Source organism: Streptosporangium sp. NBC_01810, from assembly GCF_035917355.1.
Lineage (GTDB): Bacteria > Actinomycetota > Actinomycetes > Streptosporangiales > Streptosporangiaceae > Streptosporangium.
In genome coordinates, this window is record NZ_CP109070.1 from 890,181 (window position 1) to 911,207 (window position 21,027).

Here is a 21,027-nt window from a genome sequence, read left to right on the forward strand (position 1 = left end):
GTAGATCAAAAGTGTACGGCAAGTTCATGTATGTGAACTTCGGTTCTCATGCTTGACAGTTCGGTGCGAGTTGGCGCACGATTCCGCTCGTGTGAACGGTGCGTTACCAGAGGCGCATTCCGGAGGGCCGTAAACCAGAAGGGCAGTTCGCGATGATGAGGCAGCAGACAGGCTCGGCGTTGAGTTCGCTGCGCACCGGGGGGCGCGTCGACCCGCTGGGGATGCCCGGCACACCGCCGCGCCTGTCCTGGTCGGTCGCACCGGACGCCGGGATCGATCCCGGCACGTTCTTCGAGGTGTCCGTCGCCGTCTCGGAGCGCGCGCTGCGGGACGGTTCGGTGCTGTGGTCGGGTGGCGGCGAGCGTCCCTGGGTGGGCTACGGCGGGCCGGAGCCCGCCGCGCGCCGGCGGCTGCACTGGATGGTCACCGCCTTGGATCGTTCCGGCCGGTCCCTGGCCAGCGACGTCGCGTCGTGGGAGGTCGGGCTGACCTCGGCCGCCGACTGGCGGGCTGAGTGGATCAGTGCCGAGCCGGTGGCGTTCCCACGCGAGAGCTGGGACCCCTGCCCGTACCTGCGGCGCGAGTTCGACGTCGAGGACGTGGGCTCGGTCCGGGTGTACGCGAGCGCGCTCGGCCTCTACCGCCTCTGGCTCAACGGCGTCGAGCTGACCTCCGGCGAGCTGTACCGGCCCGGCTGGACCGACTACGCCGTCCGCGTCCACCACCAGACCTTCGACGGCACGGCGGCGCTGCGGCGCGGGCGCAACACCCTCACCGCCGTCCTGGCCAAGGGCTGGTACGCGGGACGCCTCGGCCTGCTCCGCGAGCCCGGCTACTACGGCGACCGACCGGCCTTCCTGGCGCAGCTGGAGGTCGACGGCGTCCCCATCGTCGCCACCGACGGCGAATGGCGTACCGGGCACGGCGCGCTCCAGGCCTCCGACCTGCTGCGCGGCGAGATCCAGGACCTGCGGCAGGAGCCCGCGGGCTGGCACCTGAACGGGTTCGACGACAGCGCGTGGGCCCCGGCCCGGCCCTTCGCCGGGGCACCCGAACTGGTGCTGCCGCAGCCGCACGACTCGATCACCGGTTACCGGACGCACCCCGGCCGGCTGGTCCACGAGCACACGCGCGGCCCGGCCATCTTCGACTTCGGGCAGAACCTGGTCGGCTGGACCAGGCTCACCACGCCCTGCACGCCCTCGGTCGAGCTGATCGTGCGGCACGGCGAGATCCTCACGCCGGACCTGCTGGTCTACCGCGACAATCTGCGCGGTGCCTTCCAGGAGGACCGTTACACCGTTCCCGACCCGGGACCGCACCGCCTGGAGACCTCGTTCACGATGCACGGTTTCCGCTACGCCGAGGTGTGGGGGCTGCCGTCGACGACGCCGTACGGCGCGTACCAGGTGCTGCCGGAGACCTTGGTCGAGGCGCGTTCCGTCACCGGGCTGCCCAGCCGGACAGGCTGGTTCGAGTGCTCCGACGACCGGCTGACCCGGCTGGCGAGCAACGTGGAGTGGACCGTGAGGGACAACTTCCTGGAGGCGGCGACCGACTGCCCGCAGCGGGACGAACGGCACGGCTGGCTGGGCGACGCGGGTGTGATCGCCCCGACCGCCGCCTACCACTTCGACGTCTCCGCGTTCGTGGCCAAGTTCGCACAGGACGCGGCCGACACCCAGGACTCCGACGGGGGCATCCGCAACTACGCGCCGGCCGTGCCGCCGAGCACGTTGAGACCGGGCGCGCCAGGCTGGTCCGACGGCTTCATCCGGTTGGTGCACCTACTCGTCCAGCGATACGGCGAGCTGGCCGCCGCGCGGCGCCTGTTCGAGCCCATGGTGCGCTTCCTCGACCACGTCGACCGCGCCAACCCCGACGGCCTGCGGGTCAACCAGACCGGCGCGGACTTCGGGGACTGGCTGTCCCTGCCCGAGCGCGACGGGCTGGAGCGGCACACCGGGTTCGAATACACCGGCGCGTACTCGACCACGCCCCGGCCGATCGTCGGAACCGGGCACAGCTACCGTTCCTTCGTCCAGCTGTCCGAGATCGCCCATTGGCTGGGCGAGGACGGCGAGGCGGCCCGGCTGGCGGCCAGGGCCGAGCAGATCCGCGCCGCCTACCTGGAGGCGTTCCTGCTGCCGGACGGCAGCATCAAGGAGGCGACCCAGACCGCCTACGCCCAGGCCGTCGGGTACGGCCTGGTACGGGGCGAGGCAGCGTGGGCGATGGCCGACCGGCTCCGCGAGAGCATCGAGCGAATCGGATACGTGACCGCCGGGATCCACGGCGTCGAGCACGTGCTGCCCGTGCTGAGCGCCCACGGGCACGCGGACCTCGCCACCGGGCTGCTGCTCCGCGACCAGATGCCCGGCTGGCTCTACATGGTAGGCCAGGGCGCGACGACGATCTGGGAGAAGTGGAACGGCATCGAGCCGGACGGGTCGCTGGCCACTGCCGAGATGAACTCCTTCAACCACTGCGCCCTCGGTGCGGTCGGCCGCCACCTCTTCGAGGGCGTGGCGGGCATCGACGCCACCGAGACCACCTGGACCGGCGAGGTCGCCGTGCGCGCCCGCTACAGTCGCGAACTCGACTGGGTCAGGGCCGCCTACGACAGCCCGGTCGGCCCGATCCGCAGCCACTGGAAACGGTCCGGCGAGGTCGTCGAGCACGAGCTGGAGGTGCCCGGCGCCGCGTACGCGACCGTGCACGCACCGGTCGGTGCCGCGCTGGAGGCCGGGGGCGCGACCGCCGGCATCGGGCAGGTCCGGCTCGGCCCCGGCCGCCACACGGTCCGCGTGCACCTGGGTTCGCGATGAGGATGCGGACGGTCGTGCTGCGGCTGGCCCGGCTGGCGGCCGTGCTGATCGTGGTGTCGATGCTGTGCTTCCTGAGCCTCAACCTGCTGCCGGGAGACCCGGCCCGGGCGATTCTCGGCGAGTCGGGCACCCCCCAGTCGGTGGCGGCCCTGCGCCAGGAACTCGGGCTGGACCAGCCGCTGGCCGACCGCTACGTGAGCTGGCTGGGCAACATCCTGCAGGGCGACTTCGGCCGCTCCTACGCCAACCGGCAGCCGGTCGCCGACATCATCCTCCAACGGGCCCCGGTCACCGTCGAACTCATCGTCCTCAGCCAGATCATCGCGCTCGCGGTGGCGGTGCCCCTGGCCGCCGTCGCCGCGATCAAGCGGGGAACCGCGGTGGACCGCGGCATCAGCTCGCTGGTGTTCGTGGCCGTATCGGTGCCCTCCTTCGTCCTCGCGTTCGTGCTGATCTGGGTGTTCGCGATCAAGCTCGGGCTCTACCCGGCCAACGGCTTCATCCCGATCAGCGCCGGACTGGGGCAGAACCTCGGCTCGTTGTTCCTGCCCGCCCTCGCGCTCGCCGCCGGCCCGGCCGCGCTCTACCAGCGGGTACTGCGGGCCGACCTCGTCGAGACGTACGGACAGGAGTTCATGAACGTGGCCCGTGCCAAAGGGATCTCGCCGCTGCGGATGGCCGTGCGGCACGCCTTCCGGCCCAGCCTGCTCGGGCTCACCACCTCACTCGGCGTGGTGGTCGGCATGCTGATCGGGTCGAGCGTGATCATCGAGAACCTGTTCAGCCTGCCCGGTCTGGGGTCGATCCTGGCCCAGTCGGTCAGCGCCCGCGACTACGTCACCGTGCAGGGGGTCGTGCTGGTGGCCGCCACGTCGTTCGTGCTGATCAACGCGGCCGTGGACCTGTTGTACGGCTTCATCGATCCCCGGCTGCGGAAGACGCGGACGGTGGGCCGCCAGGTCAGGCGCGCACGGGAGGTGCCGGTCGCGTGAGCACAGGACTTCTCCCCGCAGTGGGCGCCGCCGGCACCTGGCGCCGGCGGTTGCGCGCCTGGCGGCTGACCGACGCGCTGTCGCTGACCTGGCTCGGGCTCCTCGCCCTCGCCGCGCTGGCGCTGCCGCTGTTCCTCCAGCTCGACACCGAGACCATGTCGGCGACCGAGCGCCTTGGCGGTCCCTCCGCCCAGCACTGGCTCGGCACCGACAACTACGGTCGCGACCTGCTCGCCCGTGCTCTGTCCGGGGCGCAGATCTCGCTCGGGATCGGGTTCGGCTCGGTCGCCGCGGCCGCCGTCATCGGGGTGCCGCTCGGCATGCTCGCGGGCTACCTGAAGGGCCGGGTGGACGCGGTCGTCTCCTTCGTGGTGGACGTGATCCTCGCCTTCCCCGGGCTGGTGCTGGCATTGGCGCTGGCCTCGTTCCTCGGGGCCTCGGTCGGCAACGTGATGATCGCGATCCTGGTGCCGATGACGCCGGTGTTCGTCCGGCTGGCCAAGGCGCAGACGATGTCGGTGGCCGGCCGGGAGTACGTGGAGGCGAGTCAGGTGATCGGCACCCGGACGTGGTCGATCGTGGTGCGCGACGTGCTGCCCAACATCCTCCAGCCCGTCCTGGCGTACGCGCTGGTCAGCGTGGGCTCGGCGATCCTCATCGAGGGCGGCCTGAGCTTCCTGGGGATGGGCGTGCCACCGGAGCAACCCTCCTGGGGAAGCATGATCAACAGCGGCCGGATCTTCATCAGCGAGGATCCGCGCCTGGTCGCGGTGCCGTCGATGTTCATGCTGCTGACCATTCTCGGCCTGAACCTGATCGCCGACCGCTTCCTGTCCCGTTCCGACGCCACGACGGCAGGTGTGCGATGACCTCCACTGTGACCTCCACCGTCAACGACACGCTGCTGAGCATCCGGGACCTGGTCGTGGAGTTCCCGACCGCCGCCGGGACGGTCCGTGCGGTCGACCATGTGAGTCTCGAACTCGGCTACGGCGAACGCCTGGGCATCGTCGGGGAGTCGGGTTCGGGCAAGAGCGTGCTGGCCCGCACCGCGATGGGGCTCACCCGATCGGGCACGGCCCGGATCAGCGGTCAGATCGTGATCGCCGGACATTCGGTGCTGGATCTCGGCGAGCGCCGCCGCCGGGCGCTGTGGGGACGCGAGGTCGCCATGGTCTTCCAGGATCCGCTGAGCGCGCTGCACCCGATCACCCCGATCGGCGAGCAGATCGCCGAGGCGGTCCGCCGAGACCCCCGGGTGACTCGCCGCCAGGCCGCGGCTCGGGCGGTCGAGCTGCTGGAGACCGTGGGCATCCCGCAGGCCGCCCGGCGCGTCCACGCCCGCGCTCATGAGCTGTCCGGCGGAATGCGCCAGCGGGTGGCCATCGCGATGGCCGTCGCCTGCCGGCCCAAGCTGCTGTTCGCCGACGAGCCGACCACCGCGCTGGACGTCACCGTGCAGGCCCGCATCCTCGACCTGTTCGACGAGCTGTGCGCGAGCTTCGGGATCGGGCTGGTGATGGTCAGCCACGATCTCGGCGTCGTCGGCCGCCACACCGACCATGTCGCCGTGATGTACGCCGGGCGGATCGCCGAGCGAGGGCCGGTGCGGGCCGTCTTCGCCCGGCCGAGCATGCACTACACCAGCTCCCTCATGGCCGCGATCCCGCAGCACCGCGCGGCGGAGCAGTCCCTGCCGCGGCCGATTCCGGGGCAGCCGCCCAACCTGCTGGACCCGCCACCCGGCTGCCGGTTCGGGCCCAGGTGCGGGCACGCCTCGCCACACTGCCGCGACGAGCAGCCGCCGCTGCTCGCGCTCGGCGACGTCCCCGGCCACGAGTACGCCTGCTGGCACCCAGGAAAGGCGAGCCGATGACGGAACAGAAGCAGCCGATCTTCACGCTGGAGAACGGCTCCGTGCGGTACGGCAGCGGCCAGCCCGAAGCCGTCTCGGGGGTCTCCGTGCGGCTCTACCGAGGGGAGATCCTCGGCCTGGTCGGGGAGTCCGGCTGCGGGAAGTCCACCACGGCACGGGCGATGCTCGGCCTGGTCCCGCTGAGCGGCGGCCGGTTGACGCTGCACGGCACGCCCGTGAGCGTCCACGAGCGGCGGCTGCGGGCGTCGGTGCAGGCGATCTTCCAGAATCCGGCCGCGTCGTTCAACCCGAAGAGGTCGCTGCTCGACTCGGTCGCCGAGCCGCTGCGGGTGCACGGCCAGGGCACCTCGAAGGAACGGCGCGCGCGGGCGCTGGCCGAGCTCGACCGGGTCGGCGTCACCGAGCAGATGGCGGTCCGCCGCCCGAACGAGGTCTCCGGAGGCCAGTGCCAGCGGGCCGCGATCGCCCGGGCCACGATCCTGCGGCCCGAGGTGCTCGTCTGCGACGAGCCGGTCTCCGCGCTGGACGTCTCCATCCAGGCGCAGATCCTGGAACTGCTGGCCGAACTGCGCACCGAGCAGGGCCTGGCCATGCTGTTCATCTCCCACGACCTGGGCGTCGTCGCGTCCCTGTGTGACCGGACCGCCGTGATGTACGCCGGGCGGGTGGTCGAGCAGGGTGCCGCGCCGGACATCGCCAACAGGCCACGCCACCCCTACTCGGTCGCCCTCCAGGACGCCGTGCCGTCACTGGATCTGACCGCCGACCCCGCGCCCCGGATCCGTACCAGGACCGGGACCGACGACGTGGACGGCCGGCTCCTGCCCGGCTGCCGCTTCGCCGAGCTGTGCCCGTCCGTCACCTCTGCCTGCACGGCCGCTCCGCCCGCGCTGGACGAGTTGTCCCCACGGCACGAGGTCGCCTGCTACCACCCGTTCGAGCCCGCCGTCCGCTGACAACAGCTTCATCAGTCCCTGAGAAAGAAGGCAACGCAATGCGCGTCCCATATCGGGGTAGCCGCGTGGGCAGGGCGATCGTCCTCCTCCTCGCGCCCGCCACGGCGATCACCCTGGCCGCCTGCACGGTGCAGGGCGGCACCACGCCCGGCGCCCCCGCCGCCACCGACGCCGCCCCGAAGGCCGGGGGAACCCTGACCGTCGTCGGCGGGGTGGACCTGACCACCCTCGACCCCTCCAAGGGCTCGGCCAACACGATGGCGCTGATCGGCTCGGCGGTCTACGACACGCTGATGGCGGTGCCGAAGATCGGCGATCGGCCGGAGCCGAACCTGGCCAAGTCGCTGGTCGAGAGCGATGACCAGATGAGCTGGGAGATGACGCTGCCCACGGGCGTCCAGTTCAGCGACGGAACGCCCTTCAACGCCGAGGCGGTGAAGTTCAACCTCGACCGGAACAGGGCCGAGGGCTCGACCGCGGCGGCGCTGCTGTCCTCCATCGACTCGGTCGAGGCCAAGGACGACAGCACGGTCGTCATCAAGATGAAGCAGCCCTTCAGCAACCTGCCGTACGTGTTCGCCTACGACGGCTCCGGCACCGCCGGGTACGTGGCCTCTCCGACGGCGTTGAAGCAGTACGGCGACGACTACACCGCGCACGCCGCCGGGGTCGGGCCGTACAAGCTCCAGTCGTGGTCGCCGGGCAGCCCGGTGGAACTGGTCCGCAACCCCAACTACTGGAACAAGAACAAGCAGGCCTACCTGGACAAGGTCCTGGTCAAGACCATCGCCGACCCGCAGAGCGCCTACCAGGCGCTGCTGGCCGGGGACGCCGACCTGATGGCGACCACCTCCTCGACGCTGATGAAGACGGCCAAGGCGAACACCCAGGTCAACTTCGTCCAGGGCGTCGGCGGCGACCAGGACAGCATCATCCTCAACGTGACCAGGCCTCCCTTCGACGACCAGCGGATACGCCAGGCGGTGTCGAAGGCGCTCAACCGCCAGGAGATCGTCGACCTGGCCACCGAGGGCCTGGGCAAGCCCGCCGTCAGCCTCTTCCCCGAGGGCAACCCCTTCCACGGCGCCGAGGCCAACCCGGAGTACGACCTCGCGGGGGCCAAGGAGCTGATCAAGGCGTACGAGACGGAGACCGGTAAGAAGGCCTCCTTCACCTACACCTGCAACAACGCCAGGGCGGCCACCGACGTCATCGTCTCCCAGCTCAAGGCGGCCGGGTTCGACGTGAAGCTGGACGCGCTGGAGGGTTCCGCCTGGCTGGCGCAGTTCTTCGGCAAGAAGTACGAGTCGATCTGCTGGACGATGGCCGGTTTCCTCACCCCGGACCTGCTGCCGTACCGGTTCCTGCACTCGAGCGGCGATCTGAACACCGGTGGGTTCAAGGACGCCGCCTTCGACGAGAAGGCCGAAGCGGCCCGCGTCACCGGGAGTCCGGAGGAGCAGAAGAAGCTGTGGAACGAGGCGGACGCCGTCCTGACCAGCCGGCTCCCGTGGGTGTGGACGACCAGCGCGCCGATCGGCTTCATCTGGTCCAAGCGGGTGCACAGCGTCGACCTCGACGAGCCGGGCCGGCTGCGCTACAGCGTGCCGAGCTTCCTGAACGCGTGGGTGTCGGGCTGACCTCGCGACCTGACGCCTGACCGAAAGGCAGAACAATCATGGACTGGACGGATCGTGTCGGCGTCGTGACCGGCGCCGCGTCGGGCATCGGCGCGGCCACGGCCCTGCGCTTCGCCGCGCGGGGCATGCACGTGGTCGGATTCGACGTCGACGAGGCGGGCCTGGCCGCCACTTGCGAGGCGATCGAGCGGGCGGGCGGCACGGCCACCGCCGAGGTGGTAGACGTCGGTGACGACGAGGCGGTACGGCGCGCCGTCGCCGGCATCGGGGCCGCGCACGGCCGCCTGGACGCGGTGGTCAACTGCGCCGTGAACTTCCTGGCCCGGGGTCTGGACGTGACACCGCCGGAGTGGGACCGGGTGCTCCGGGTCAACGTGCAGGGCATCAGCAACGTGGTGCAGGCGGCGCATCCGCTGCTGGCCCGCTCCGAGGCGGGCGCGATCGTCAACACCGCCAGCGTCTCCGCCCACGTCGCCCAGCCCGCGCGGTGGACCTACAACGCCACCAAGGGCGCCATCCTGACGCTGACCAAGTGCATGGCGATGGATCTCGCCCCGGACGGCATCCGGGTCAACGCGGTCAGCCCGGGATGGATCTGGACGCCCGAGGTGAGCCGGGCCGCGCACGGCGACCGGGCCGCCTGGGAACCGGTCTGGGGCCGCTTCCACCTGCTGCGCCGCCTGGGCGAGCCGGACGAGGTGGCCCGCGCCATCGCCTTCCTGTGCTCCAGCGACGCCAGCTTCATCACCGGCGTGGAACTGCCCGTGGACGGCGGCTATCTGGCCATGGGCCCCGAGGGCCTGGGCGAGGACTCCAGCTTCGCCGGATCCGCTCCGGCGACGCGCACCGACAGCGATTCGAGGGACCCGCGTTGAACACGCACATCGTCATCACCGACACCAACCTGGGGGACGGCTCCATCGAGCGCGACGTCCTGGTCCCCGTCTTCGAGGTGAGCCACCACGACGCCAGGACCGAGGAGGAGGTGCTCAAGGCCGGCGCGGACGCCGACGGCCTGCTGGTGCAGTGGGCGCCGCTGACCGAGCGGGTCCTTTCGGGGCTGCCCCGGCTGCGCGCGGTCGTGCGGTACGGGATCGGCCTGGACAACATCGACCTGGCCGCCGCCGCCCGGCTGGGCATCGAGGTCCGCAACGTGGACGACTACTGCCTGGCCGAGGTGGCCGACCACGCGGTCGCGTCGGTCTACGCCCACAACCGCAGGCTCACCGCGGCGAGCCGGTCCTACACCGTCAGGGGATGGACCACCGAGGGCATCGCCGCGCCGCTGCCCCCCGGCGAGGACCCGGTCGGCATCGCCGGGTTCGGGCGGATCGGCCGTGAGGTCGCCCGGCGCGCCACCGCACTCGGCTTCCCGGTGCACGTGTGGGATCCATACGTCACCGACCTGCCCTCCGACGTCACCGGGCACGCGACGCTGTCCGGCCTGGCCGCGGCCGTCAACCACCTCACGCTGCACGTGCCCTCGACCGAGCAGACCCGCGGCGTCGTCGGCCGGGCGGTGCTCGACGCGCTCGGCCCGGCCGGGCATCTGGTGAACACCGCCAGGGGTGCCCTGGTGGAGGAGGCCGTGCTGCTGGCCGCACTGGAGGCGGGCACGCTGGGCTTCGCCTCGCTGGACGTACTGGCCGGGGAGCCGCCGTCCGGGATCTCGGCGGAGCTGGCCGGGCACGACCGCGTGCTGGTGACCCCGCATGTCGCCTACCTTTCGACGCGGTCGCTGCCGATGCTTCAGCGGCGGGCCGCCGAGATCATGCGTGACCTGCTGACGGCGGCGGGCTGAGACGATGCGCGCTCTCGTCTTCACCAAGCCGAGCACCGTCGAACTGCTCGATGTCCAGGATCCTCCGCCGGTCGACGGTGAGGTCCTGGTCAAGGTCCGCGCGGTCGGCATCTGCGGCAGCGAGTTGCACGGCATCCGGGACAGCGGCTTCCGGCGGCCACCGCTGATCATGGGCCACGAGTTCGCCGGGACCACTCCCGACGGCCGTCGGGTAACGGTCAACCCCCTGCTCAGCTGCGGGGCGTGCGACCTGTGCCTGATGGGCCGCGACCATCTCTGCCGCGAGCGAGCGATCCTGGGCATCCACCGGCCGGGGGCGTTCGCCGAGTACGTCTCCGTGCCGGAGAAGGCCCTGCATCCGCTCGCGCCGTCCATGTCGTTCGAGACGGCGGCGGTGATCGAGCCGCTGGCCAACGGCGTGCACGCGCTGAACCTGGCCCGTCCGGCCGAGGGCGCCCGCGTCGCCGTGCTGGGCGCCGGCACGATCGGCCTGGTCTCCATGCTCGTGGCCAGGCGGTTCTCCGACCAGGTGGTGGTCTGCGACCTGTCGAGGGAGCGGCTGGAGGTGGCCGGGCGCCTGGGCGCGACCGCCGTCACCACGTCTCTTCAGGGTGAGTTCGACATCGTCGTGGACGCCGTCGGCGCGGCGGCGACGCACCGTATGTCGGTGCAGCACCTGCGCCCGGGTGGCACGGCCGTGTGGGTGGGGCTGCTCAGCAGCGACGCCGCCTTCGACGGGCAGCAGATCGTTCGCGAGGAGAAGCACGTCGTCGGTTCGTACTGCTACACGGCGGCCGAGTTCGCCCACGCGGTGAAACTCGCCGAGGAGATCGCGCTGGACTGGACGTCCTGTTTCGACCTGGCCGACGGCGCGGCCATCTTCGGTGAGCTGATGACGGGCCGCCAGGATGTCGTCAAGGCGCTGCTGCGCCCATGGGGAGAGGAGTGAGATGTTCGGTGTACGCCTGCTTCATCTGGGCGACGGAGACGTGCCGGGTCCAGAGGTGTACTGGATGTCGGACTGGGACCAGTGGTACCGGCTGGCCTTTCAGGCCGTGCTGATCCAGGGCGAAGGGGTCACCGCGCTCATCGGCACGGGACCGGCCGAGGACCTCGGCCCGATGAACGAACAGTGGGCCGGTTTTCTCGGCGAGCGCGCGGCGATGCGGCGCGAGCAGGGCCAGTGGCTGCCCGACCAGCTGGCCGCGCACGGGGTCGCGCTGAAGGAGGTCACCCACGTCCTGCTGACGCCGTTGCAGCTCTACACCACCTCGAACATCCCGCTGTTCCCGAACGCGCGGTTCTGCCTGACCGAGCGTGGTTGGACCCACTTCCACCGTGCCAAGCGGCACCCGCACGACGACCGCTGGTCCTGCCTGCCGCCGCACGTGCTGAGTTATCTCACCCACGACGCGTGGGACCGGGTCCGGCTGCTCGCAGACGAGGACGAGGTGGTGCCGGGGATCCGTACCTGGTGGACCGGCTCGCACCACCGGGCCTCCATGGCCGTCGAGATCGACAGCACGGCGGGCGTGGTCACGGTGACCGACGCCTACTTCACCCGCCGCAACCTCGACACCGACCATCCCATCGGGATCTGCGAGAACATCTACGAGGCGATGGCGGCCCACGAGCGGGTCCGCAGGGTGGCCGACGTGCCGCTGACCCTCTACGACGCCGACCAGCTCACCCGCTACCCGGACGGTGTCGTCGCGGCGGTCCCCGGTTCGTGACCGGGATCCGCCCGCCGAAGCCCCGGCTGATCGGATCGCGCCAGGTCGGCCCGGTCGGGCTGGGCGGCGCCCGCTGGTCCCTGGCCGCGGAGCCGGACGAGGCAGCCGCGCTCGCGACGCTGCACGCCGCCGTCGACGCCGGGGTGACGCTGGTGGACACCGCGCCCGCCTACGTCCCGGCCTCGCGTCCCGGGCGCAGCCACAACGAGGAGCTGATCGCGCGGGGCCTGGCCGCTCACCCGCGCGGCTCCTCGGTCCTGGTGGCCACCAAGGGCGGGCACTGGCGCGACCCGAGTGGCGGATTCCCGGTCGACGCCCGGCCGGAGACCCTGCGGCGGCACTGCCTGGGCAGCCTCGCCGCGCTCGGCGTCCCGCGGATCGACCTGTACCAGTTGCACTGGCCCGATCCGGAGGTGCCGATCGCCGACAGCGTCGGCGCGCTGGCCCGGCTGCGCGAGGAAGGTCTCGTCGAGCTCCTCGGGGTCTGCAACGTCGGGCTCGTTCAGCTGCGGGAGGCCACCGCGCGGACCCGGGTCGACGCGGTGCAGAACCGCTTCTCCGTGCTGGACCGCGCCGATCGCGCGGTGCTGGACCACTGCACCGCGCACGGCATCGCCTACCTCGCCTACTCGCCGTTCGGCGGGCCCGCCGGGGCGCGCGGCCTGGCCGGCCGCCTGCCCGCCCTTGGCGAGATCGCGCTGGCGCGTGGCGTGAGCGCGCACGAGGTGGCCATCGCCTGGCTGCTGGCCCAGTCCCCGATGATCGTTCCCGTCGTGGGCGCCGGGCGCCCGGCCAGCGTCGCCGCCGCCGTACGCGGGGCCGGGCTCGTCCTGAGCGAGGAGGAGCTGCGGTCGCTGGACCGGGCGGAGCCGCCGACTCAGGGGGCGGGCTGGTAGTCCACCACCTTCTGCTCCTGCCGGCCCAGCCCGTCGATCTCCATGCTCACCACGTCGCCGGCCTTGAGGTACGGGAAGCGACCGGAGAGACCGACGCCCTCGGGGGTGCCGGTACTGATGACGTCGCCGGGCAGCAGCAGCATGTGGTGGCTCAGATGCACGATGAGCTCGGGCACCGAGAAGATCATGTCAGCGGTGCTTGAGTCCTGCCGCGGCTCGCCGTTGACCCAGGAACGCAGCCGCAGCCGGTCGGGCCGGAGTTCGGCCGTGGGGCGCAGCACCGGGCCGAGCGGGTTGAACGTCTCGGCGCACTTGCCCTTGGACCACTGCCCGCCCGACACCTCAAGCTGGAACGCCCGCTCCGACAGGTCGTTGGAGAGCGCGTAGCCCGCCACGTAGTCGAGGGCCTCGGACGGGTCACTCAGATAGCGTGGCGTGCGCTTCATCACCACGGCGAGCTCGACCTCCCAGTCGGTCTTGACCGAGCCGGGAGGGAGGATCACCTCGTCGTCCGGGCCGACCACGCAGCCCGGGTGCTTCAGGAAGACCACGGGCTGCTCCGGGGGGGCCGCGCCGGACTCGGCCGCGTGGGCGGCGTAGTTCATCCCGATGCACACCACGGCGGCCGGTCGCGCGATGGGCGACCCGATCCGCTGCCCGGCCGTGTCGGCCTCCGCGAGCTCGCCCGCGGCCAGGGCGGTGGCGACCCGCTCGATGCCGTCGGCCGCGAAGAACGCGCCGTCAAGGTCGGCGGTCAGCGAGGTGAGGTGGTATTCGCGGCCTTCGTGCCGTACGCCGGGGCGTTCTGACCCGGCGGGGCCGAACCGGAAGAGTTCCATGTCAGTCCTTATGCCTTATGCGTTGCCGCTCGCGCCGTCCTGGTAGCCCATGCGCAGCGAGAGCTGGTGAGCGGTGGAGCGGACGTTGTCGATGGTCGTGGCGATGAGCGCCGGCGTCTTGCGCATCTCGGGGATCGAGACGCTGATCGCGGCGCGGCTGCCGCCCCGGTGGCCGCTGAAGGAGGCGGCGATGCAGAACACGCCGGGGGTGTATTCGGAGTTGTCGGTCGCGTAGCCGTTCTCGCGCACCTCGCGTACGGCGGCGAGCAGCTGGGGCAGCGACATGATGGTCTGCGGGGTGTACTGGACGAAGCGGATCTCGGCGAACCGTTCCCGGATCTCCTCGTCGTCGAGCTGGCCGAGCAGGGCCTTGCCGATCCCGGTGGCGTAGGCCGGCAGGCGGACGCCGACGCGGGAAGCGAGCCGCAGCTGGTGGTCGGGGTCGACCTTGGCGATGTAGACGTTGTCCGTACCGTCGAGCGTGGCCAGCTGGACGGTCTCGTTCAAGGTGTCCCGCAGCGTCTCCATGTACGGCAGCGCCGCCTGCTCCAGATCGGAGACCGCGACGTAGCTCTGGCCCGCCTGCCACAGCCGGATGCCGACGCGGAAGCGTCGCGTCTCGGCGTCCTGTTCCAGGAACCCTCGGGTGACCATCGTGACGAGCAGCGTGTAGGTGCTGCTTTTCGGGATCTCCAGCCGGCGCTGGATCTCGGTCAGGGTCAGGCCGTCGCGATGGTCGGTCAGCAGATCCAGAATCGCGAGGGTACGGTCTGCCGACTTGACAAGTGGGTTCATAACAATGGAAGGCCATTCATGTAGGTAAACCGGGGTTCGGTCAGTGGTACCTTACTCGGTTCGCTGACGCACAGGGAGAAGCCAGGAAAGGTCCGGCCGACCGCCCCGTGTGGGGGGCCACGCTCCCGGCCGGCGGCGCTAGCCGACATCGGCACGGGCCCGCAACAGCACCTTTCGGATCTTGCCGGAGGACGTCTTGGGCAGCTCCCCGAACTCGATCCGGTCCGGTGTCTTGAATGCGGCGAGCCGGCCGCGCACGTACGCGCGCAGCTCCTCCGCCGAGGTCTGCGCGCCGGGGCGCAGGGTCACGAAGGCCACCGGGCGCTCGCCCCAGCGATCGTCGGGAACGCCGACCACCGCCGCCTCCAGGACTGCCGGATGGCCGGCCAGGGCCGCTTCGACCTCGATCGAGGAGATGTTCTCTCCGCCGGAGATGATGATGTCCTTGGCGCGGTCGCGCAGTTGCAGGTAGCCGTCCGGATGCAGCACGCCGAGGTCGCCGGTGCGGAACCAGCCGTCGGGCGCGGCGGCCCGGGTGGCCTTCTCGTCCCGGTAGTAGCCGAGCATCACCGTGTTGCCCCGCAGCGCGACCTCGCCGATCGTCTCCCCGTCCCACGGCACGTCCAGGCCATCGGCGTCGAGGACGCGCATCGCGGACGACACCAGGTTCGAGACGCCCTGGCGGGCGCGCAGCGGCGCCTGCTCGTCGGCGGGCAGGGCCGACCACTCCGGCCGCCAGTCGCAGATGGCCGCCGGGCCGAACGTCTCGGTCAGGCCGTACAGGTGGGTGACGTCGAAGCCGACCCGGGCGCAGCCCTGGAGCAGGGTGGGCGACGGTGGCGCGCCGCCGACCGCGACCGTCACCCGGTGGCCGTCGAACGCCGCGGGGGCGGCCTCGACCAGGGAGATCAGCACGGTGGGTGCGGCGCACAGCATGGTGACCCGCTCGGCGGCGATCAGCTGCCACACCCGGGGTGGGTCGACTTTGCGCAGGCAGACGTGGACGCCGCCGGCGGCCGTGACCGCCCAGGGGAACGCCCAGCCGTTGCAGTGGAACATCGGCAGCGTCCAGAGGAAGACCGCCTCCGATGTGAGGCGGAAGTGACCGACCATCGCCAGGGCCTGGAGGTAGGCGCCCCGGTGGTGGTACATGACCCCTTTGGGGGGACCCGTGGTTCCGCTGGTGTAGTTCAGGGCCATCAGTGCGCGCTCGTCCGTCACGGGCACCCGGTGCGGCGCGGCGTCGGCGCGCAGCGCCTCGTACTCTCCCGGGTCCACGACTCTCAGGTCCTCCAGCGGTTCGGCGACCGCCGCGGCGAGTTCGGCGAACTCGGGATCGAACAGCAGCAGCCGGGCGCCCGCGTGCCGGATGATGTGACGCAGTTCCTCGGCGGAGAGCCTGATGTTGAGGGTGACCAGCACCGCCCCCGCGTACAGCACGCCGAAATGCGACTCCAGCAGCAGCGGGGTGTTGGCGGCGAGCACGGCGACGCGGTCGCCCGGCCGCACGCCCAGACCGGCGAGCGCGCCCGCCTGGCGCAGGCACCGCAGGTGCAGCTCGCGGTAGGTCAGCCGGAGCGGCCCGTCGATCACCGCTGTGCGGTCGGCGTGGACCGCCGCGGCCCGGTCGAGGAAGGCCGTCGGGGTGAGGGCATCGAAACTCAGGCCGGCGGCGATGCCCGCGCCGGGCGTCTGACTGACATGAGTCGACACGACAACTCCACCTCTCTTGCCGGACGTCGCGGCCCATTGTCAGTCGGGTTCCATATGCTGTCAAGCTGTTCATATATGTGAACTTTTCAAGGGCGTCGTGAGAGGATCCCGCGGTGCTCGTGGACTGTTCGGAGAGCAGGGGACCTGGGCGCCCTCGCGCCCTCCGGGAAAGGCGGGGCCGGGTCAGTCGTCGGAGGCGACGATGACGGCCAGGGAGCCCTCGCTCCGGTCGATCAGGACGAGTTCGTGGAACTCGCCGAGGATCCATCCCAGGTCGTCGTCGCGGGCCGCCTCGTCGAGGTCGCGGAGGCGGTAGCGGGAGGTGGCCGCGCGGATCAGCCGGTAGACCTCGGTCTCCAGATCGTGGGCGACGGCCTCGGGGAGATCGGTGTATCTGTCGGCCCAGGTACGGATCGTGGCGGAGGCGGTTTCCGTGTCGACGTCCTCGAAGGAGGCGGCCGAGAGCGAGTCGAGGCGGTAGGGGCCGTGCACCGACCCGTCGCCCTTCCAGGAGTCGGAGCCAAGGTAGTCGTCCCGGTACAGCTGGTGGGAGAGCAGTGCGGTGAGCAGCGGTTCGTCGTCCTGTCCGGAGGCGATACGGAAGTGCTTCACGTCCACCCAGCGGTAGGTCCTGTCCTTGAAGTTGACCAGGGTGGTCGAGGTGAACGCCAGTTGCTCCATGGTTGTGACGATAGTGACTTCCAGGACCTGTTGATCACCGATCGACCGAAGCGGACGAGCGGCCGGGAAACGAGGTGCCCAAGAGCAGGAAGGCGCCGAAGCAGGCACGGCCGGTCCGCGGTGACCGGGACGCTCGTCAGGTCGACGCCGATTCTCTCTTTTAGTCAACATTCATAACAAATGCAGACTCGATATGGTTTGCCGACTAATCGCTTATTGGAAAAGAGCGGCAATGACCGGTAGCCGTTGGACGGAGGCCGACGTCTCTGACCGCCCCCGGAGAGATCCGTTCCAGTGCCGGCTCGCACGCCGTCGCCGCCTGGACCCGGCTGCGGGCGAGGTCCGAGCGCCTTACAGGGATCGTGTACGAGCTGTGATCGACCTGAACGTGTCGATCGAGATGGCACATCCGGCGGCTGAGATATGGCGGATCATCGCCGACTTCGGCCAGGACCCCCGATGGCGCGCGGGCGTGACCACCATGGCACCGGACCCGCCGGGCCTCGTCGTCCCGGGCACCACCGCGGACGAATCCATCACTTTCGGAGGCCGTGTCCACCACACCGGCAGCGTGGTGACCTCGGTGGTTCCCGGGACGGAGTTCGCCTGGCGGATGATCTCGGGGATCGACGCCGAGGGCGGCAGGTCGGTCGTGCCGCTGGCCGGCGACCGGTGCCTGGTGACCGTTCACCTCAGGATCAGGCTCCGCGGCCTGCAGCGCCTGCGTGTCCCCTTTCTCAGACGCGGGCTCAGGCACAAGCTCCAGCAGGACGTCCGCCGCCTCAACGACCTGGTCATCGCGCGCGCGTGACCGTCACTCATCCAGGATCGAACGGACCTGGCGCAAGGTGAGGCCGAGATCCTTCAGGGCGCCGATCAGGACAGCTGGGACCGTTACGTGGCGAGCCAGTGGTGGACGCTGAGTGACTGGCTGCGTGACAACCCCGACGATGCCGACGTCGAGGAGGTGCGCGACTTCCTGGAGCGCTGCCGCCGCTCGCATGTCGAGTACGGCAGGAGACACCTCGGCTGGGGTGTCTTCGTGCTGCGCCGCCGTTGACGGCTACTGACGGGTAGGAATAGGTTCCCAGAGACCGGCTGGTCGCTTCGAGGGAGCTTGCATGCGGGTGCGGGACAAGGTCGTGGTGGTGACCGGGGCCTCGAGCGGGATCGGCCGGGCGATGGCCCGCAGGTTCGCCGCCGAGGGGGCCATCGGCGTGGTCGTGGCCGACCTCGACGCGGCTGGTGCGACCGCGGTGGCCAAGGAGATCGGTGACCAGGCGGTCGCGGTACGGGCGGATGTGTCGGTCGAGGAGGATGTGCGCGGCCTGGTCACCACCGCCGAGAGCGCCTTCGGCCCGATCGGGCTGTTCTGCTCCAACGCAGGCGTCACCACCGGTCGCGGGCTCGACGCCACGACCTCGGACTGGACCCGGACGATCGCGGTGAACGTCCTCGCCCACGTCTACGCGGCACGCGCGGTCATGCCCGGCATGGTCGAGCGCGGCGAGGGCTACCTGCTCAACACCTGTTCGGCCGCCGGGCTGGTGAGCTGTCCCGGAGACGCCCCCTACGCCGTGACCAAGTCGGCGGCGATCTCCTTCGCCGAGTGGGTGTCCATCCACTACACGACCAGGGGCGTCAAGGTCAGCGTGCTCTGCCCGCAGAGCGTGCGCACCGCCATGTTCGAGCGAGGCATCGCCGAGGACCATCTCAGCGCGAGGGCGGCGGGCGCGTCGGGACCCATCCTCGACCCGGAGGCCGTGGCCGACACGGTGGTCGACGGCCTCGCCGCCGAGCGGTTCCATATCTTCCCGCCCCCGAGGTCGCCGGCTTCGTCCAGCGCAAAGCCGAGGACCCCGACCGCTGGCTGACCGGAATGGCGTGTTTCGTCGACTCGTTGAGGACGTGATCATCGACGTCCGGCCCGCCTGCCCCGGCTCGACCGGGCTCAGTTCCCGGCGGTGGGGTCGCCGACCTGACCGATGAACAGCGGGGTCAGCGTCGGCCGGTGGACGATCGCGAAGGCGAAGCCCGGGACAGGATGGGGTGGCGGGTCCTCGGTCGTGATGATCTGCCTGGTGAGCGCGTTGAGCGAGGTGTGCGGTCCTGCTGAGGGGAAGCCGAAGACCCTGTCGAGCTCGGTCGCGGTGTCCTTGGAGGCACCCGCCCTCGCCAGGCCGAAGGCGTAACCGATGCTCAGGGGCGACAGGACCGCGTTGGCGCCGGGGCTCGCGGTCGCGGCGAACAGGGCGTGTCCGAAGGACGTCAGACCACGTACGGTCTCCGCGACCGGAGGGTTCTCCGGGACCTCCCGCCGCACCCCCTCCGCGGTGATCACGTTGGGCTCGGCCATGGCACACGACGAGAGGACGGCGACGGCCAGCAGGGCGGGAAACAGTCGGCGCATGCTTCTAACACGTATGTCGCCGCACGGTGGTTCACCATCGGTGTGGCGGGTGACGTCAGGTGAGTGCGGCGAAGGCGCCTGCCCCGATGAGGGCGGCCCCAGCAGCCGCCAGAGGCCGAAGGCGCACACCACGGCCGCCACACCGTACGAGACCGCTTTCGGCGGACAGACGGAGAGGTACGGGGGACATTGTCGCCCCGTACCTCTCCGTCTGTCGGTTCTATCTGTCAGTCGACGGCCACCTGTCCTGCGCAACCGTTCCCGAACTCCACTTTCTTGGTCCTAGAGACCTTCGGAGCGAACCACTGGGCCGGGAGGTGTCAATCGACCTGTTCCATGAGACCCCCTGGAGAACCTCAGCAGATTTTCATAGGAGCGCAGACATGCATGGGAGTCCAGATGACCGGGGCAGTGATAATCGGCACCCTGATAATCGGCGTCCTGATAGCCGGTGGCCTGGTCGTCGGGGTACTCAAAGTTCCCGATCCGGGCGGTCCGGGCGGCCCTTGCGGGCCTTCGGGTCCTTGTGGTCCTGCGGGTCCTTCGGGTCCGGGTGCGCCGTCGGCGCCTGCCGGTCCGGGTGTGCCGTCGGCGCCTGCGGGTCCTGTTGGTCCTTCGGGTCCTTGTGGTCCTGCGGGTCCTTCGGGTCCGGGTGCGCCGTCGGCGCCCGCGGGTCCGGGTGTGCCGTCGGCGCCTGCGGGTCCTGTTGGTCCTTCGGGTCCTTGTGGTCCTGCGGGTCCTTCGGGTCCGGGTGCGCCGTCGGCGCCCGCGGGTCCGGGTGTGCCGTCGGCGCCTGCGGGTCCTGTTGGTCCTTCGGGTCCTTGTGGTCCTGCGGGTCCTTCGGGTCCGGGTGCGCCGTCGGCGCCTGCCGGTCCGGGTGTGCCGTCGGCGCCTGCGGGTCCTGTTGGTCCTTCGGGTCCTTGTGGTCCTGCGGGTCCTTCGGGTCCGGGTGCGCCGTCGGCGCCCGCGGGTCCGGGTGTGCCGTCGGCGCCTGCGGGTCCTGTTGGTCCTTCGGGTCCTTGTGGTCCTGCGGGTCCTTCGGGTCCGGGTGCGCCGTCGGCGCCCGCGGGTCCGGGTGTGCCGTCGGCGCCTGCGGGTCCTGTTGGTCCTTCGGGTCCTTGTGGTCCTGCGGGTCCTTCGGGTCCGGGTGCGCCGTCGGCGCCCGCGGGTCCGGGTGTGCCGTCGGCGCCTGCGGGTCCTGTTGGTCCTTCGGGTCCTTGTGGTCCTGCGGGTCCTTCGGGTCCGGGTGCGCCGTCGGCGCCCGCGGGTCCGGGTGTGCCGTCGGCGCCTGCGGGTCCTGTTGGTCCTTCGGGTCCTTGTGGTCCTGCGGGTCCTTCGGGTCCGGGTGCGCCGTCGGCGCCCGCGGGTCCGGGTGTGCCGTCGGCGCCTGCGGGTCCTGTTGGTCCTTCGGGTCCTTGTGGTCCTGCGGGTCCTTCGGGTCCGGGTGCGCCGTCGGCGCCCGCGGGTCCGGGTGTGCCGTCGGCGCCTGCGGGTCCTGTTGGTCCTTCGGGTCCTTGTGGTCCTGCGGGTCCTTCGGGTCCGGGTGCGCCGTCGGCGCCCGCGGGTCCGGGTGTGCCGTCGGCGCCTGCGGGTCCTGTTGGTCCTTCGGGTCCTTGTGGTCCTGCGGGTCCTTCGGGTCCGGGTGCGCCGTCGGCGCCCGCGGGTCCGGGTGCGCCGTCGGCGCCCGCGGGTCCTTGCGGTCCTGTCGGTCCTTCAGGTCCTTCAGGTCCCTCAGGTCCGGTTGCGCCAGCGGGACCTCGTGGCCCCACCGGGCCTCTGGGGCCTACGGGTCCAGCAGGGCCCTGGACTCCATCAGGAATCCGGCATAGGAAGGTCGGCAGGCCCAGCCACTTGCACAGCGGGATGT

19 protein-coding genes are annotated in these 21,027 nt (G+C 70.9%); 14 read left to right on the forward strand and 5 right to left on the reverse strand.

What is annotated here, in order from left to right; genetic code table 11:
- Positions 1 to 152 precede the first annotated feature (152 nt).
- Genes OIE13_RS04150 through OIE13_RS04200 form a run of 11 tightly spaced genes read left to right on the forward strand, consistent with a single transcriptional unit; the run spans position 153 to position 12,722 of the window.
- A complete protein-coding gene (locus tag OIE13_RS04150) occupies positions 153 to 2,828 on the forward strand; it encodes a family 78 glycoside hydrolase catalytic domain (protein WP_326642721.1) in 2,676 nt (891 codons plus the stop codon).
- A complete protein-coding gene (locus tag OIE13_RS04155; RefSeq protein WP_326642719.1) occupies positions 2,825 to 3,820 on the forward strand; it encodes an ABC transporter permease in 996 nt (331 codons plus the stop codon). Before OIE13_RS04150 ends, OIE13_RS04155 begins: the two co-directional genes overlap by 4 nt.
- On the forward strand, positions 3,817 to 4,689 hold the full coding sequence (locus OIE13_RS04160; protein ID WP_326829540.1) for an ABC transporter permease: 873 nt from the start codon (positions 3,817 to 3,819) through the stop codon (positions 4,687 to 4,689). The genes OIE13_RS04155 and OIE13_RS04160 overlap by 4 nt, the downstream gene beginning before the upstream one ends.
- Entirely contained in the window at positions 4,686 to 5,696 is a 1,011-nt protein-coding gene (locus OIE13_RS04165) for an ABC transporter ATP-binding protein (protein WP_326829541.1), read from the forward strand. The genes OIE13_RS04160 and OIE13_RS04165 overlap by 4 nt, the downstream gene beginning before the upstream one ends.
- Positions 5,693 to 6,652 carry an ABC transporter ATP-binding protein gene (locus OIE13_RS04170; protein WP_326829542.1) on the forward strand — a complete coding sequence of 320 codons (960 nt, stop codon included), beginning with the start codon at positions 5,693 to 5,695 and terminating at the stop codon, positions 6,650 to 6,652. Before OIE13_RS04165 ends, OIE13_RS04170 begins: the two co-directional genes overlap by 4 nt.
- Before the next feature lie 38 nt (positions 6,653 to 6,690).
- Positions 6,691 to 8,292, forward strand: coding sequence for an ABC transporter substrate-binding protein (locus tag OIE13_RS04175; protein ID WP_326829543.1), 1,602 nt, complete (start codon positions 6,691 to 6,693; stop codon positions 8,290 to 8,292).
- 38 nt (positions 8,293 to 8,330) lie between these two features.
- Positions 8,331 to 9,167 carry an SDR family NAD(P)-dependent oxidoreductase gene (locus OIE13_RS04180; RefSeq protein ID WP_326829544.1) on the forward strand — a complete coding sequence of 279 codons (837 nt, stop codon included), beginning with the start codon at positions 8,331 to 8,333 and terminating at the stop codon, positions 9,165 to 9,167.
- Positions 9,164 to 10,093 (forward strand): NAD(P)-dependent oxidoreductase, encoded by a 930-nt coding sequence (locus OIE13_RS04185; RefSeq protein WP_326829545.1) that lies wholly within the window; start codon positions 9,164 to 9,166, stop codon positions 10,091 to 10,093. The genes OIE13_RS04180 and OIE13_RS04185 overlap by 4 nt, the downstream gene beginning before the upstream one ends.
- 4 nt (positions 10,094 to 10,097) lie before the next feature.
- Positions 10,098 to 11,042, forward strand: coding sequence for a zinc-dependent alcohol dehydrogenase (locus OIE13_RS04190; protein ID WP_326829546.1), 945 nt, complete (start codon positions 10,098 to 10,100; stop codon positions 11,040 to 11,042).
- 1 nt (position 11,043) lies between these two features.
- Positions 11,044 to 11,826: a hypothetical protein gene (locus OIE13_RS04195; RefSeq protein WP_326829547.1), complete on the forward strand. Its 783-nt coding sequence runs from the start codon at positions 11,044 to 11,046 to the stop codon at positions 11,824 to 11,826.
- Positions 11,823 to 12,722 (forward strand): aldo/keto reductase, encoded by a 900-nt coding sequence (locus tag OIE13_RS04200; RefSeq protein WP_326829548.1) that lies wholly within the window; start codon positions 11,823 to 11,825, stop codon positions 12,720 to 12,722. Before OIE13_RS04195 ends, OIE13_RS04200 begins: the two co-directional genes overlap by 4 nt.
- Here OIE13_RS04200 and OIE13_RS04205 read toward each other — a convergent pair.
- The 4 genes from OIE13_RS04205 to OIE13_RS04220 form a co-directional block, all read right to left on the reverse strand.
- The gene (locus OIE13_RS04205) at positions 12,704 to 13,561 is read right to left on the reverse strand and encodes a fumarylacetoacetate hydrolase family protein (protein ID WP_326829549.1); all 858 of its coding nucleotides are present in this window, start codon (positions 13,559 to 13,561) and stop codon (positions 12,704 to 12,706) included. The genes OIE13_RS04200 and OIE13_RS04205 overlap by 19 nt on opposite strands.
- A 15-nt stretch (positions 13,562 to 13,576) precedes the next feature.
- A complete protein-coding gene (locus OIE13_RS04210; RefSeq protein WP_326829550.1) occupies positions 13,577 to 14,356 on the reverse strand; it encodes an IclR family transcriptional regulator in 780 nt (259 codons plus the stop codon).
- 138 nt (positions 14,357 to 14,494) lie between these two features.
- Positions 14,495 to 16,069, reverse strand: a complete 1,575-nt coding sequence (locus OIE13_RS04215; protein ID WP_326829551.1) for an acyl--CoA ligase family protein — start codon at positions 16,067 to 16,069, stop codon at positions 14,495 to 14,497.
- A gap of 183 nt (positions 16,070 to 16,252) precedes the next feature.
- On the reverse strand, positions 16,253 to 16,750 hold the full coding sequence (locus OIE13_RS04220) for a hypothetical protein (RefSeq protein ID WP_326829552.1): 498 nt from the start codon (positions 16,748 to 16,750) through the stop codon (positions 16,253 to 16,255).
- Between the two features lie 373 nt (positions 16,751 to 17,123).
- Here OIE13_RS04220 and OIE13_RS04225 point away from each other — a divergent pair, with 373 nt between their 5' ends.
- From OIE13_RS04225 to OIE13_RS04235, 3 genes are all read left to right on the forward strand, one after another.
- Positions 17,124 to 17,561, forward strand: coding sequence for an SRPBCC family protein (locus OIE13_RS04225; protein WP_326642692.1), 438 nt, complete (start codon positions 17,124 to 17,126; stop codon positions 17,559 to 17,561).
- A gap of 87 nt (positions 17,562 to 17,648) precedes the next feature.
- Positions 17,649 to 17,810: a hypothetical protein gene (locus tag OIE13_RS04230; protein ID WP_326829553.1), complete on the forward strand. Its 162-nt coding sequence runs from the start codon at positions 17,649 to 17,651 to the stop codon at positions 17,808 to 17,810.
- Between the two features lie 61 nt (positions 17,811 to 17,871).
- Entirely contained in the window at positions 17,872 to 18,624 is a 753-nt protein-coding gene (locus tag OIE13_RS04235) for an SDR family oxidoreductase (RefSeq protein WP_326829554.1), read from the forward strand.
- A 77-nt stretch (positions 18,625 to 18,701) separates the two neighbouring features.
- Here OIE13_RS04235 and OIE13_RS04240 read toward each other — a convergent pair whose 3' ends face one another.
- Positions 18,702 to 19,160, reverse strand: a complete 459-nt coding sequence (locus OIE13_RS04240; protein ID WP_326829555.1) for a serpin family protein — start codon at positions 19,158 to 19,160, stop codon at positions 18,702 to 18,704.
- Between the last annotated feature and the right edge of the window lie 1,867 nt (positions 19,161 to 21,027).

What these genes read in the sequence shown, in the direction of transcription:
- OIE13_RS04210 (WP_326829550.1), bottom strand. Translation starts at nt 14,356, where the DNA reads ATGAACCCACTTGTCAAGTCGGCAGACCGTACCCTCGCGATTCTGGAT.
- OIE13_RS04220 (WP_326829552.1), bottom strand. Translation starts at nt 16,750, where the DNA reads ATGGAGCAACTGGCGTTCACCTCGACCACCCTGGTCAACTTCAAGGAC.
- OIE13_RS04205 (WP_326829549.1), bottom strand. Translation starts at nt 13,561, where the DNA reads ATGGAACTCTTCCGGTTCGGCCCCGCCGGGTCAGAACGCCCCGGCGTA.
- OIE13_RS04150 (WP_326642721.1), top strand. Translation starts at nt 153, where the DNA reads ATGATGAGGCAGCAGACAGGCTCGGCGTTGAGTTCGCTGCGCACCGGG.
- OIE13_RS04195 (WP_326829547.1), top strand. Translation starts at nt 11,044, where the DNA reads ATGTTCGGTGTACGCCTGCTTCATCTGGGCGACGGAGACGTGCCGGGT.
- OIE13_RS04165 (WP_326829541.1), top strand. Translation starts at nt 4,686, where the DNA reads ATGACCTCCACTGTGACCTCCACCGTCAACGACACGCTGCTGAGCATC.
- OIE13_RS04235 (WP_326829554.1), top strand. Translation starts at nt 17,872, where the DNA reads ATGCGGGTGCGGGACAAGGTCGTGGTGGTGACCGGGGCCTCGAGCGGG.
- OIE13_RS04155 (WP_326642719.1), top strand. Translation starts at nt 2,825, where the DNA reads ATGAGGATGCGGACGGTCGTGCTGCGGCTGGCCCGGCTGGCGGCCGTG.
- OIE13_RS04180 (WP_326829544.1), top strand. Translation starts at nt 8,331, where the DNA reads ATGGACTGGACGGATCGTGTCGGCGTCGTGACCGGCGCCGCGTCGGGC.
- OIE13_RS04240 (WP_326829555.1), bottom strand. Translation starts at nt 19,160, where the DNA reads ATGCGCCGACTGTTTCCCGCCCTGCTGGCCGTCGCCGTCCTCTCGTCG.
- OIE13_RS04175 (WP_326829543.1), top strand. Translation starts at nt 6,691, where the DNA reads ATGCGCGTCCCATATCGGGGTAGCCGCGTGGGCAGGGCGATCGTCCTC.
- OIE13_RS04170 (WP_326829542.1), top strand. Translation starts at nt 5,693, where the DNA reads ATGACGGAACAGAAGCAGCCGATCTTCACGCTGGAGAACGGCTCCGTG.
- OIE13_RS04190 (WP_326829546.1), top strand. Translation starts at nt 10,098, where the DNA reads ATGCGCGCTCTCGTCTTCACCAAGCCGAGCACCGTCGAACTGCTCGAT.